Origin of the sequence: Prescottella soli (assembly GCF_040024445.1) — a bacterium.
Taxonomy (GTDB): domain Bacteria; phylum Actinomycetota; class Actinomycetes; order Mycobacteriales; family Mycobacteriaceae; genus Prescottella; species Prescottella soli.
This window is the reverse complement of sequence record NZ_CP157276.1, coordinates 2,169,417-2,181,491: the sequence shown is the minus strand read 5'-3', so window position 1 is coordinate 2,181,491 and position 12,075 is coordinate 2,169,417. Positions and strand designations below refer to the sequence as shown.

The following is a 12,075-nucleotide window of genomic DNA, read 5'->3' as shown; positions in this document are numbered from 1 at the left end:
GGGCGCTGCCGTCCTGGGCGACGAGATGCCGACCCGCTCCGTCTACACGCCGAGCTTGCCCAGTCGCAGTACCTCGCGATTGCCCGTGCACCAGCGCTGGATCGCGCGCACCGCGCTGATCCGCCAACCGTCCTCGCACCGACGCAGACGCATGTCGTACTGGCCGCCGGAGGTCCACATCGAATCACCGGAAGTGTTGGGTTTCACGTGGATTGCCACCACCTGGGAGATGCATCGGGCGTCGTCACCGGAACCACTCACCAGGTGTCCGGATACCAGATGCTGCGTCGCATCGAGGTTTCCGAGCAGACGCTCGGCGTTCTTGACGTAGACCGCGCGCGGCGTATCGGTCGGCGCACTGCCGAACAGGTCGCCGTAGTCCAGGGTGATCGTCTCGGCGAACACCTCGTGGAGGTCGGCCCACCGGCGCTCGTCGATGTAGTAGGTCATCTTCGTGCAGGTCTCGACGATCGCTGCACGGTCGTCGGCGTCGAAGCGCTCCTCGGTCATTGCGCTGTCTCCTTTTCGTTGGACGGGTGGGCGCGGCCCTCGCTGACGGCTCCGCTCGCGAGGAGGCCGTCGATCTCCGCGGTGTCGAGGCCCCACTCACCGAGAACCTCACGGGTGTTGGTGCCGGGCGTGACCGCCGGCTCGGGGATACGGGCGGGTGTGCGCGAGAACCTGGGGGCCGGTGCGGGTTGGACGACGCCACCGACCTCGACGAAGACATGGCGCGCGCGGTTCGCGGGATGTCGGGCCGCCTCCGTGGGACTGAGCACCGGCGCGAAGCAGGCATCGGTGCCTTCGAGCAGGTCGCACCACTCCTGTTGGGTTCGGCCGGCAAACAATTCGGTGAACACGGAGCGGACCGACGCCTCGTCGGTGCGGTCGACTTCGACGCCCAGACGGGCACACAGATCGTCGTAGAACCGCGACTCCAGAGCGCCGATCGCGACGAATCTGCGGTCGGCCGTCTCGTACACGTCGTAGTGCCCGGCGCCGCCGTCCAAGACGTTGTTGCCCCGCTGCTCGGACCATTCTCCGGCGGCGATGAGTTCGTGCATCGCGGTGGTGAGTAGCGCCGCTCCGTCGACGATGGCAGCATCGACCACCTGGCCCCGCCCGGACGACTTCGCCTCGAGCAGCGCACTGACCACGCCGAAGGCGAGCAGCATGCCGCCGCCGGCGAAGTCGCCGACGACGTTGCCCGGCGGCACCGGCCGCTCGCGCGGACCGATGCCGTGGAGCGCGCCCGCGAGCGCGATGTAGTTGATGTCGTGCCCCGCAGACTCGGCGAGGGGGCCGGTCTGGCCCCAGCCGGTCATGCGCCCGTAGACCAGACGCGGGTTGCGCGTCAGGCAGGGCTCCGGGCCGATCCCCAGGCGTTCGGCGACGCCGGGGCGGAAGCCCTCGATCAACGCATCCGCGTTCTCGCAGAGACGTAGAAGGGTTTCCACGCCGGCGGGGTCCTTGAGATCGAGGGCCACCGAGCGGCGACCTCGGCCGACCGGCTCGCGCTGGACGAGCGCCTCGCCGCGCGGTCCGACTCGGTCGATCCGGACCACGTCGGCGCCGAGATCGGCGAGCAGCATGCCGGCGAAGGGCAACGGACCCATACCCTGGAGTTCCAGCACGCGTAAACCGGTGAGGGGACCGTTCATCGAACGGCTCCCGGAACGGGGGCGTTCCCGTCTGCCGACCGGAGGGTGCGCACCAACTTCACTGTGTTGTTCAGCAGTTGTCCGATGAGTTTCGTGGCTCCGGGATCGGTGAGCGTGCCGTTCTCGAAGCGGGTGTGCGCCTTGGTGACGAAGACCTCCGGATGGTTCACCACATGGGACTGGGTGAACACGAAGGACTGGCGTAGCTGGGACTGTGCACGCGCGGTGCCCAGGATGCTCGGCGACGCGCCCATGAGCGCGACCACCTTGCCCTCGAGCCCGGAGTTGCCCGGTGGGATCGAGATCCAGTCGAGTGCGTTCTTGAGCACCCCGGGGACACCGTAGTTGTACTCCGGCGTCGCAATGATCAGGGCGTCCGCGGCGCGTACGGCATCTCGCAACTCGACCACGACGGCGGGTCCGCCCTGGCGTGCATCGTCCTCGTTGAACGGTGGAATCTCCGCCAGCCGGGTGAACGGCTCGATCTCCAGTTCGTCCGGGCTCAGCCGGATGACGTTGTCGAGCAACAACTGGTTGTAGGAACCCGCGCGGAGGCTTCCCGCGATCCCGACCGCGCGGAGGGTGCGGGGGACGGTCAGGTCATCGGTCATCATCAGGTACCTCTCTCAGTGCTGTCCGACACGTGGTTCGCGCGGGAGTCCCAGGACGCGTTCGGCGATCACGTTCTTCATGATCTCGTCGGTTCCGCCTCCGATCCGCAGTCCCAGTGCGCCGGTGAGTAGTTCGGTCCACGAGTTCTCGAGGACGCCGTCCGGGCCGAGGGCACGAATTGCGGTGTCCGCGGCGAGGTACTGTCCGTCCGTCGAGAGCAGCTTCGTTATCGATCCCTCGGGCCCGGGTGGGCGTCCCTCGTTGGCTGCGGTGCGCAGCCGCAGCTTCAGGATGCCGAGGATGTGCTGGATCGTGTGCACGTCTGCGAGCTGCCGTCGGATCGTCGGGTCGGTGACGTGCGTGCTGGTGCCGAGCATCTCCAGCAGTGGCTGCGCGCAGACGATTTCGGGCTCGAGCGAGTAACGCTCGGCCATCAGGGTGGTCATCGCGACCTCCCACCCCTGGCCGGGCTCACCGAGAACAGCGTCGGCCGCGACCACCGCGTCGTCGAAGAAGACCTCGTTGAAGGTGTGCGCTCCGGTTGCCTGCTTCAGTGGCCGTACGGTGACGCCCGGCTGCTTCAAATCGACGAGGAACGCGGTCAGGCCGTGATGTCGGGGCGCATCCTCGCTGCGGGCGAGGAGATAGCCGAACGAAGCGTACTGAGCGTACGACGTCCAGATCTTCTGCCCGTTGATCCGCCACCCGTCCGCAGTCCTCCGCGCCGTCGTCCGGATGGCGGCGAGGTCGGATCCGGCGTCCGGTTCGGAGAACAGCTGGCACGACAGTTGCTTGCCGGCCAGGAGCGGCGTCAGGTACCGCTCGCGCTGCTCGGCGGTGCCCCACCTGGACAGGGTCGGCACGATCATCCCCATCGTGACGGACTGGGCATCGAGCGGTAGGCGGTGGCGACCCTCCTCCTCGGCGAACAGAAGTTTCTGGGGGACGTCGCCGCCCGCGCCGCCGTACTCCTCGGGGATGCCGATACCCGCCCAGCCGTCCGCGTACTTACGGGCCTGCCAAGCAAGTGCCTGCTCGACGTGCCGGACTGATTCCTTGGTGGTGCGTGCTCCGAAGACGCTCAGTCTCCCCGTGTCCGGCTCCTCGAAGGCCGGGGCATTCGCGGCGAGCCATGCCGCAGCTCGCTCCCGGTAGGCGAGGTCAGCGGGCGAATCAGCGAAATCCATGGTTGCTCCTAGCGGGTCTCGGCGAGCAGAAGACGGGCGGCGACGGCGTCGCGGTGATCGTCGGCACTGCCGAGCGTCAGTGCGCGGCTACGGGCACGGCGCACGTGCAGATGCGCGTCGTGTTCCCAGGTGAATCCGATTCCCCCGTGGGTCAGTAGATTCGCCTCGGCCGCCTGTACGTAGGCATCCGAGCACCAGGCCTTGGTCATCGCTGCCACGAGGACGAGCTCCTCGGTCGACCCCTGGTCGGCGAGCCATGCTGCGTGGTACACGAGGGAGCGTGCGCCCTCGACCTTGATCAACACGTCGGCGCACCGATGCTTGATCGCCTGGAAGGATCCGATCGCCCGTCCGAACTGGGTTCTGGTCTTCGCGTATTCGACGCACTCGTCCAGGCAGGCCTGAGCGCCACCCAGCTGCTCGGCCGCCAACGCTATGCTCGCGAGCGCGAAGGCGCGCTCGACCTTGTCCGGCGCCGGGGCGCCGAGCCGGACTGCGGGGGTGTCTTCGAGGCGGATCCGGCTCGATCGGGTGACCAGGTCGTAGGGGGTTGCCGCATCGTCCTCGGGCACGGCGACGGCGGTCCGGTGAACTGCGAACAGGTCGGTTCCGTCGGACGTTCGCGCCGGCACGATCAGCAGATCCGCGGACTCTGCATCGATGACCGCTTCGGCGACGCCGGTCAGTCGTGCGCTGTCTCCGGCGTGGATCGGGAGAGATGCCATCGATCCGATCCCGACCGGGAGCGCGAACGTGGCGATCAGCTTGCCGTTCGCGATCTGGGGCAGGAAGTCGGCGCAGGCCGCGTCGTCACCGGTCGCGAGCAGCGCGGTGGCAGCAAGTCCGACGCTCGCGAGGAACGGTGACCTGACGAGATGGCGGCCGAACTCCTCGAGGATGATCGCCAGCTCGACCATCCCGCCACCGGCCCCGCCGTACTCGACGGGAATCGGCACGGAAGTCAGGCCGAGCTCATCGGCCCCTCGGCGCCAGGCCGCTTCGTCGTACGGGAGGCCAGCATCCACGAGGTCTCGTAGCTGCTGGCGATCGGAGGTGCCGAGGAACCGGCGTACGCCGTCGCGGAGCGCGGCTTGCTCAGGATTGAAACCGAATTGCACGGTCGTTCCGCCTAACTGAGGAGATCGGCCATGAGGCGAACCGCCTCCGGCTGCCGGGTCATGAGGGACATGGACGTGATCGGTGCCGACGTCCAGAAGTCGAGTAGTTCCTTGATCCGTTCGGGTGGGCCACAGAGTGCGACCTCGTCGACCAGGTCGTCCGGTACTGCGGCGATCGCCTCCTCCTTGCGCCCGGCGAGATACAGGTCCTGGATCTTCTCCGCTGCGTCCGCGTAGCCGTAACGGCATGCCACGTCGTTGTAGAAGTTCTTTCCGCGGGCGCCCATCCCGCCGACGTACAGCGCGATGCTCGGTTTGACCTGGTCACGGCAGGCGGCGGCGTCGTCTCCGACGACAACGTCGAGGCTCGGGCACAGGTCGAAATCGGGTCGCGGCGTGAAGCCGGCGGGGAGGATCGCGTCGTAACGGCGGGGAGAGAAGAAGACCGGAAACCAGCCGTCCCCGATCTCGCAGGCGAGTTCGATGTTTCGTGGGCCGATCGCGGCAAGGTAGATCGGAAGATCTGCCCGGCGCGGATGCAGAATCAGCTTCAGTGGTTTGCCCAGGCCGGTGCCGTCGTCACCCGTGTACGGGATGTCGTAGTAGGCGCCGTGGTGCTCGAGGGGTGCCTCGCGACGAAGTGCCTGCCGGACCACGTCGACGTACTCGCGGGTTCGCTGGAGCGGCTTGCCGTAGGGGATGCCGTGCCAGCCTTCGACGACCTGGGGTCCCGACATGCCGAGTCCGAGGCGGAATCGGCCGTTCGAGAGGTGGTCCATCGTGGCGGCGGTCTGCGCCGTGAGCGCGGGGGAGCGGCCGGCCATCCCCAGCACGGCGGTGCCGAGACCGATCCGGGATGTCCTCGCGGCAAGCCAGGCAAGGGGAGTGACACCGTCGGACCCGTAGGCCTCGCCGGACCACACGCAGTCGAACCCGACGTCCTCCGCGAGTTGCACCAGTCCCAGAGTGTCGTCTTGTCCAGAGCCCCAGTAGCCGAGATTCAGGCCGAGCTTCATGGCGTCCTCCAAATACGGATTCGGGCGGCCGAAGACACCGCCGGAGAGAGGCGGTCGATGGTGCCGCCGGAGGGAAGTGGGCTCGTCAAGGAGGTCGTCCTTGATGTCGCGTTTGCACCAGGGAGATTAGCAGATTCTGATGTGCAGAGGGATTTTCTGAAAACTCTTGTGCCCTCCACGAACTCGTGCAATGCTCTGTTCGCGCCGAAAGTGAAAGCGCGGTTCATCTGGAATGGGTGGCCGCGCAATCGGTATCGAAAATGTTCCGACCAGGTAGTGGGCCGCCGTCCGAGACGGTTTCGTGCCCGTAGTCGTTGAATGGAGTCCTAATCATGGCCGTGGATGACCCGATTCTCGTTTCGAGGCCCGCCCCCGGAGTTCAGCAGATCACGCTGAACCGGCCCAGTAGGCTCAATGCCCTCAATCCCGGCCTGATCATCGAACTCACCAAGCAACTCGATGAACTCGTGCGAGCCGACGATGTCAAGGTCGTCGTGCTCACCGGCGCCGGCCGTGGCTTCTGCTCCGGTGCAGACCTGTCCGGTGAGGTGTTTCCGACCGGCGTCGAGGGTGACCGGAACCGGCATTGGACGGCCGTCCAGTCCTGGTACTCCGGCGTGATCGCCAAGCTGCGCCGGATCCCCCAGCCGGTCATCTCGGCAGTCAACGGGCCCTGCGTCGGTGGCGGCTTCTCGATCGCAATGGCGAGTGACATCAGGTTGGCCGCTCCTGAAGCGTATTTCGCTGCGGCCCAGATCAATATCGGCCAGTCGGTCTCGGAGATGGGTGCCAGCTACCTGCTTCCCCGGATCATCGGCGGCCGTGCGACCGAGATCCTGATGACCGGACGTCGGGTGCAGGCGGACGAGGCCGAACGCATCGGCTTCGTGAGCCGCGTGTGCCCCGACGTCGTCGATGCTGCCCTGGAGGTGGCCGAGGTTCTCGCCGCAAAGGCGCCGCTGGCCCTGCGGATGTCGAAGGAAGCGCTCAATGCCTCACAGGAGATCGGCAGCCTCGAAGCCGCACTGGCCATGGAGGATCGGACTCAGGTCGTGTGTGTCCTGAGTCAGGACCTCGCCGAGGGGGAGCTCGCCTTCCGTGAGAAGCGTAAGGCCGTTTTCTCCGATACCGCCGCCGCAATCTAGGAGGATCGATGAGTAAGTCGTCGAGCAACCCCACGGTGTCTCGCTACGACCTCTACCTGGACACATCGCCGAGTGCAGCCCCCGGATGGTCGATGAAGACCGTCCGGGAGCCTGCCCGGCTGTTCGGGGCGAACGGGGTCCGGCTTCATGCGGATGGCCGATTGTGGGTCTCGGAGCTAGTGGGAGAACATGTTTCGGCGTGGGATGCGGACAGTGACACCCTGTCCACGGCCTCGCCGATGGGCTCGGAACTCCGAGGGCCCGACGACATCGCCTTCGATTCCGAAGGAACCGTCTATGCCACAGAGACGATGAACGGGCGAGTGAGCGGTCGACGCGCCGACGGTTCGTACTTCGTACTGGTCGACGATTGTCCCGCGGTCAACGGCATCACCGTCGACCCCGAGACCGACACGTTGTACGTCGACGAGATGCGCGAGGGTGGCCGGGTCCTGGAAGTCGACCGGCACCAGCGAAACCGGGTGCGGGTGATCGCCGAGGGCTTGGATTGGCTCAATGCCCTGGAGATGGGCCCGGACCGGCGGCTGTACATGCCACAGGTATTCGCCGGGACGGTGTTGGCTGTGGATCCGGAGTCGGGCGCGGTCGAGACCGTGGTCGACGGCCTGGCGCATCCGACGGCGGTCAAGTTCGCATCCGACGGCCGGCTCGTGGTCACCCAGTCGAGTCTCGGTGAGGTCACCGCGGTGGACCTGACCACCGGTGAGCGGCAGCGGCTGGTGCGTCTTGCTCCGGGCGTCGACAATTTCGACATCGATGAGCGCGGCTACATCTATGTCTCCAACTTCGTGGAGGCGAGCGTGGCGCGATACTCGATGGAGACCGGCGAACTCGACAAGGCGCTCTCGACGGGCTCGTTCCTGGGCCCGTACCAGATCGCGAGTGCAGCCGACGGTTACGTCGTCGCCGACCACGGGAGTGTGTGCCGGCTGGACGACACCGGCAACGTCGAAAGGTTGAGCCGGTTGCTCCTCGACCAACCGTTCGTCGCCGTCGGCGTCGCCGAGGTCGACGGAGTCCTGGTGGCTCTGACTCAGGCCGGTGAGGTGTTCCGCCTCGACGATTCGGGGGAGTGGGTCAAGATCTACGGTTCGCTCGACGGCGCGAACTCCGAGTACTTCGGGCAGGACGCCGACGGGGTGAACGCGATCGGCGTCGGTGACGGCCAGTTGCTGGTGGGAATGCTGCGCGGCGACGTCGTCGTCCTGGATCTGGAGGGCAACGTGAAGTCCCGGCAGGCGTCGGGGCTCTCGACCGTCACTGCGATCTCCGGTGGCCACGGCGCGATCGTCGTCAGTGACGAGACCGCCGGATCGGTTCTCGTTCTCGGCGAAGGTGAACCGCTCGCGCTCAAAGGTTTCGAACGACCCCAGGGCGTGGCGCTCACCGAGGACGGTGTGGTGGTCGCCGACCAAGGCTCGAGACAGGTCGTATACGCGAGCCTCGACGGGGAGCGGCGTGAGGTCGTGGCCGCGGATCTCCCCTTCGGACTGCCTCGGCTGCAGGCTGATGACGGTCGCCGGTCGTCGGTGACCATCGCGAAGGACGGGTCGATCGTCATCGGATGCGACGGTGACGGGAGCGTCCGCCGCCTCGTTCGCAGCTGAATTCCGCCGGGAGGGCACACATGAATCTTGCTGGACCACTGCGATACTGGGCGCAACGCGACCCGGATCGCATGGCGATCGCGATGGGCGATCGCGAACTCACCTGGGCAGAACTGGACGACCGTACCTCGAGGCTGGCGCAGGGACTGCGCGGCCTCGGGGTCGGGCTCGGTGATCGAGTGGCGGCGCTGGTACCCAACTGCATCGAGTTCTGCGAAACCGTGTTGGCGTGTTTCAAACTGGGTGCGACGTTCGTGCCGCTGAACTACCGGCTCGCGCCGGCGGAACTGGCCGAGATCATCGAGCGGTGCGGTGCGACGGCGATCGTCGCGGACCGAGCGATGCTGGACGGACTCCTCGAGTACGACGAGCAGTCGGTCGGTGAGCTTCGATGCATCGTGACCGCCTCGCCCCGAGACGGCGAGAACCTGTTCGAAGAGATGGTCGCCGCATCCTCTCCGGAGGATCCGCGGACGCATTTCGACGCGGACCATCCCGCGTTCATCTGCTACACGTCGGGAACGACGGGCGCACCCAAGGGCGCGGTGCTCAGTCACCGCAACGTCCTCGCGGTGTGTGCCGAGCGGATCGCGATCGACGCCTGGAACGCGACCGACAGCACCTACTTCCCCTACGCGCTCGCGTTCACTGGCGGACTGATCGCAATGTGGATGCCGCTGTACTCGGTGGGCGGTCAGACAGTGCTCGACGACGACTTCGATCCGGACCGGACGCTCGCGGTCTTCGCCGAGCGAGGTATCACCCAGTTCATCGCGGTCGGATCGATCCTGGAAGCACTCACGCAGGCCCCCACTTTCGAGAAGACCGACCTTTCGAGCCTACGGATGCTCGGAACCGGCGGCCAGGCCATCTCGGTGACGATGCTGCAGGCGTTCGGGCGCAGGGGGCTGTACGTCTGCCAGGGCTACGGTCTGACCGAGAGCGGAGGACTGTCCCTGGCGCTGCCCGGCGAGATGGCCGAGGCGAAGCTGGGTTCGACCGGCATCCCGACTCCGCAGACCTCGGCACGGGTCGTGGACGCCTTCGGCGAGGAGGTCGCCCCGGGCGAGGTCGGCGAACTGCTGTTGCGCGGGCCCCAGATCATGGAGTGCTACTGGGACGATCCCACCGCAACCAAGGCGGCGTTCATCGACGGTTGGCTGCGCACCGGCGACCTCGTCAAGCAGGACGAGGAAGGGTACTTCTACGTCGTCGATCGCGCCAAGGACATGCTGATCTCGGGAGGTGTCAACATCTACCCCGCCGAGATCGAGCGTGTGCTCGCAGGCTATCCCGGGCTCCTCGAGCTTGTGGTCGTCGCCGCCCCTGACGAGAAATGGGGAGAGGTGCCGGCGCTGATCGCCCGGCGCGATCGGAACGCCTCCGACTCGCCGAGCGCGGACGAACTGATCGAGTACTGCCGACAGCGCCTGGCGCGTTACAAGGCGCCCAAATACGTCCTGTTCCAGGACGACCCGCTGCCTCGCGGCATGTCCAACAAGGTTCACAAGAGCGAGGTCCGTGAGCAGGCACTGCAAATCCTCGGTCTCACCGGGGACAGCACGCGGACCACGGCATGACAGCGGGTTCGACGATCGGACGGTACGTCGGGGTGGCGATCGCCGTGCCCGACCTCACCGCCGCTGTCGGGCAGTACTCGCGTCTGGGATTTGTGCTCTCCGACCTGTCGTATCGCCCCGAATGGGGGGCAGAGGTAGCCACATTCGGTTTCGCCGACGGAAGCTATCTCGAACTGGTCCGTGGGGTGGACACGAGCAAACGCAACGGTGCCGCAATCGCGGCGTTCGTCGAACGCTTCGGTGCACGCACCTATCTCTCGTGTTACGAAGTGGCCGACATGGCGGCCGCCTACGACCGCGTCCGAGAAGCCGGAATCGATGTCGTGGGTCCGCCGAGGTTCGCCCCTGCCTCGGTCGGCGAACGAGCCGAGATGCTGTGGTTCAAACCGGCGGCGATGGGCGGTGCCTTCACTCAACTTCTCCGACTGCACGACGGGCCGCGGCAATTCTCGGCCACGACACCCGGAACCAGACTCTTCACCCAGGTTCTGGTCGGGCGCGACGACGAGTCGATCGTCGCGACGCTGTCGGGGCTCGGCGCAATCCCGAACCCGTCGTACGACGTTCCGCAATGGGGCCTGCGCGCGACGGTGTTCGGACTGCCCGGTGATACCAATGTCGAGATCACCGTCCCGACCGACACCACGAGGCCTCAGGGTGCGGCACTTCAACGTGCCCTCGATACCGGGCGGTCCGGCCACTACATGACCACGTTCGAGGTCGACGATGTCGATTTGTTGGCGCAGCGCTTCGACGATGCCGGCGTGGTCACGTTGGGGCCGCCCACCGACTCGCCGATGCAGTCTCCCTGGGGGCCGTGCCGTCAACTCTGGGTGCATCCGACCCAGTCGCCCGGAACATTCGTCCAATTCCTCACCCGGATCACAGACTCGACAGATCCGAATTCCTGATGGAGGCATGAGCAGCTCGTGACGCAGCTATCCGAGATCGAGACCACGTTCGTCGGCCTGTCCGCGCCGGGGCAGTCCCGAGCGGGGGCGGGTGGCTGGCCCTGCCAGGGTGTCTACCACCGCCCCCGCGGAACTCGGCCCAAGGTTGCCGTAATCGCAACCCACTACAACGTCGACTTCTCCCAGCACTACATCGCCGACCACTTGGCGGCACGCGGATTCGGATTCCTGGGTTGGAACACCCGGTTCCGCAACGACCCACTGCACTTCCTCCTCGATCGTGCGCTCGTCGATATCGGTGTCGGAGTGCGGTGGCTACGCGAACAGATGGGCGTCGAGTCGGTGATCATCCTCGGAAACTCCGGGGGATGCTCGCTGATGGCGGCGTACCAGTCGCATGCGACCACGCCGAATGTCGTTGCCCTGCCGGGGATGCGGCCCGCACCCGGACTCGACGACCTGGTGCCCGGTGATGCGTTCATCGCTCTCGCGGCGCATCAGGGGCGTCCTGACGTGCTGACCAGTCAGCTCGATCCCGCGGTGATCGACGAGAACGACCCGACTCTCACCGATCCTGAACTCGACCTGTGGAATCCGGAGCGGGAGCGGCCTTTCACGGCCGAATTCCTGACCCGGTACCGGGCCGCGCAGCGTGACCGCAACGCACGGATCACCGACTGGGCGAAGTCGGAACTGCGACGCCTCGCCGCGGCCGGCCAGCGCGATCGTGTCTTCACCGTGCCGCGGACGTGGGCGGACCCGCGTTTCGTCGACCCCACCATCGACGCCAACGATCGCAAACCGAACTGGTGCTACCACGGGGAGCCCAAGCAGTCGAACGGCTCGACGTGGGGCTTGGTGACCTCGTGCACGCTGCGGACGTGGCTCTCGATGTGGAGTCAGGAGACGTCGCAGTGCAACGCCGGCCCGCACCTGGCGAACATTTCGGTGCCGAGTTTTGTCGTCAACGGCGCGGCGGACACCGGGGTGTTCCCCAGTGACGCCAAGGCACTCCTCGACGGTCTCGCCTCGGCCGACAAGGCCGGCGTGGAGCTGCCGGGTGACCACTACTTCGACCGGCCGACAGACACCCGCCCGCAGGTCGCCGACGTGATCGCCGAGTGGATCGGGCAGCGATTCCAGCTGTAGCGCCGACCTCATCGGGCATCTGTAGAGCGTTTCCCACCGGCCCCGGTCGCCCGGGGTACCGGCTTCGA

General features: G+C 66.6%; 11 protein-coding genes. 5 read left to right on the top strand and 6 right to left on the bottom strand.

Going from position 1 to position 12,075, the window contains the following annotated elements:
- Window positions 1-42 precede the first annotated feature (42 nt).
- Genes ABI214_RS10245 through ABI214_RS10220 form a run of 6 tightly spaced genes read right to left on the bottom strand, consistent with a single transcriptional unit; the run spans window position 43 to window position 5,594 of the window.
- Entirely contained in the window at window positions 43-510 is a 468-nt protein-coding gene (locus ABI214_RS10245) for a nuclear transport factor 2 family protein (protein WP_348609690.1), read from the bottom strand.
- Window positions 507-1,661 (bottom strand): CaiB/BaiF CoA transferase family protein, encoded by a 1,155-nt coding sequence (locus ABI214_RS10240; RefSeq protein WP_348609688.1) that lies wholly within the window; start codon window positions 1,659-1,661, stop codon window positions 507-509. Before ABI214_RS10240 ends, ABI214_RS10245 begins: the two co-directional genes overlap by 4 nt.
- The gene (locus tag ABI214_RS10235; protein ID WP_348609686.1) at window positions 1,658-2,275 is read right to left on the bottom strand and encodes an NADPH-dependent FMN reductase; all 618 of its coding nucleotides are present in this window, start codon (window positions 2,273-2,275) and stop codon (window positions 1,658-1,660) included. Before ABI214_RS10235 ends, ABI214_RS10240 begins: the two co-directional genes overlap by 4 nt.
- A gap of 12 nt (window positions 2,276-2,287) precedes the next feature.
- On the bottom strand, window positions 2,288-3,460 hold the full coding sequence (locus ABI214_RS10230; RefSeq protein ID WP_348609684.1) for an acyl-CoA dehydrogenase family protein: 1,173 nt from the start codon (window positions 3,458-3,460) through the stop codon (window positions 2,288-2,290).
- Window positions 3,461-3,468: 8 nt separating this feature from the next.
- Window positions 3,469-4,578 (bottom strand): acyl-CoA dehydrogenase family protein, encoded by a 1,110-nt coding sequence (locus ABI214_RS10225; protein ID WP_348609682.1) that lies wholly within the window; start codon window positions 4,576-4,578, stop codon window positions 3,469-3,471.
- 11 nt (window positions 4,579-4,589) lie between these two features.
- Complete coding sequence (locus tag ABI214_RS10220) at window positions 4,590-5,594, bottom strand: LLM class F420-dependent oxidoreductase (RefSeq protein WP_348609679.1); 1,005 nt, start codon at window positions 5,592-5,594, stop codon at window positions 4,590-4,592.
- Between the two features lie 332 nt (window positions 5,595-5,926).
- Here ABI214_RS10220 and ABI214_RS10215 point away from each other — a divergent pair, with 332 nt between their 5' ends.
- The 5 genes from ABI214_RS10215 (at window position 5,927) to ABI214_RS10195 (ending at window position 12,007) form a co-directional block, all read left to right on the top strand.
- The gene (locus ABI214_RS10215; RefSeq protein WP_348609676.1) at window positions 5,927-6,739 is read left to right on the top strand and encodes an enoyl-CoA hydratase/isomerase family protein; all 813 of its coding nucleotides are present in this window, start codon (window positions 5,927-5,929) and stop codon (window positions 6,737-6,739) included.
- A gap of 323 nt (window positions 6,740-7,062) precedes the next feature.
- A complete protein-coding gene (locus ABI214_RS10210) occupies window positions 7,063-8,367 on the top strand; it encodes an SMP-30/gluconolactonase/LRE family protein (protein ID WP_348609672.1) in 1,305 nt (434 codons plus the stop codon).
- Window positions 8,368-8,387: 20 nt separating this feature from the next.
- Window positions 8,388-9,947 (top strand): class I adenylate-forming enzyme family protein, encoded by a 1,560-nt coding sequence (locus tag ABI214_RS10205; RefSeq protein WP_348609669.1) that lies wholly within the window; start codon window positions 8,388-8,390, stop codon window positions 9,945-9,947.
- A complete protein-coding gene (locus tag ABI214_RS10200) occupies window positions 9,944-10,858 on the top strand; it encodes a VOC family protein (RefSeq protein ID WP_348609666.1) in 915 nt (304 codons plus the stop codon). Before ABI214_RS10205 ends, ABI214_RS10200 begins: the two co-directional genes overlap by 4 nt.
- An 18-nt stretch (window positions 10,859-10,876) precedes the next feature.
- Window positions 10,877-12,007 (top strand): alpha/beta hydrolase family protein, encoded by a 1,131-nt coding sequence (locus ABI214_RS10195; RefSeq protein ID WP_348609663.1) that lies wholly within the window; start codon window positions 10,877-10,879, stop codon window positions 12,005-12,007.
- The last annotated feature ends 68 nt before the right edge of the window (window positions 12,008-12,075 follow it).

Excerpts from the sequence above, each read along its gene's own strand:
- ABI214_RS10245 (WP_348609690.1), bottom strand. The coding sequence starts at position 510 with ATGACCGAGGAGCGCTTCGACGCCGACGACCGTGCAGCGATCGTCGAG.
- ABI214_RS10240 (WP_348609688.1), bottom strand. The coding sequence starts at position 1,661 with ATGAACGGTCCCCTCACCGGTTTACGCGTGCTGGAACTCCAGGGTATG.
- ABI214_RS10235 (WP_348609686.1), bottom strand. The coding sequence starts at position 2,275 with ATGATGACCGATGACCTGACCGTCCCCCGCACCCTCCGCGCGGTCGGG.
- ABI214_RS10230 (WP_348609684.1), bottom strand. The coding sequence starts at position 3,460 with ATGGATTTCGCTGATTCGCCCGCTGACCTCGCCTACCGGGAGCGAGCT.
- ABI214_RS10220 (WP_348609679.1), bottom strand. The coding sequence starts at position 5,594 with ATGAAGCTCGGCCTGAATCTCGGCTACTGGGGCTCTGGACAAGACGAC.
- ABI214_RS10215 (WP_348609676.1), top strand. The coding sequence starts at position 5,927 with ATGGCCGTGGATGACCCGATTCTCGTTTCGAGGCCCGCCCCCGGAGTT.
- ABI214_RS10205 (WP_348609669.1), top strand. The coding sequence starts at position 8,388 with ATGAATCTTGCTGGACCACTGCGATACTGGGCGCAACGCGACCCGGAT.
- ABI214_RS10200 (WP_348609666.1), top strand. The coding sequence starts at position 9,944 with ATGACAGCGGGTTCGACGATCGGACGGTACGTCGGGGTGGCGATCGCC.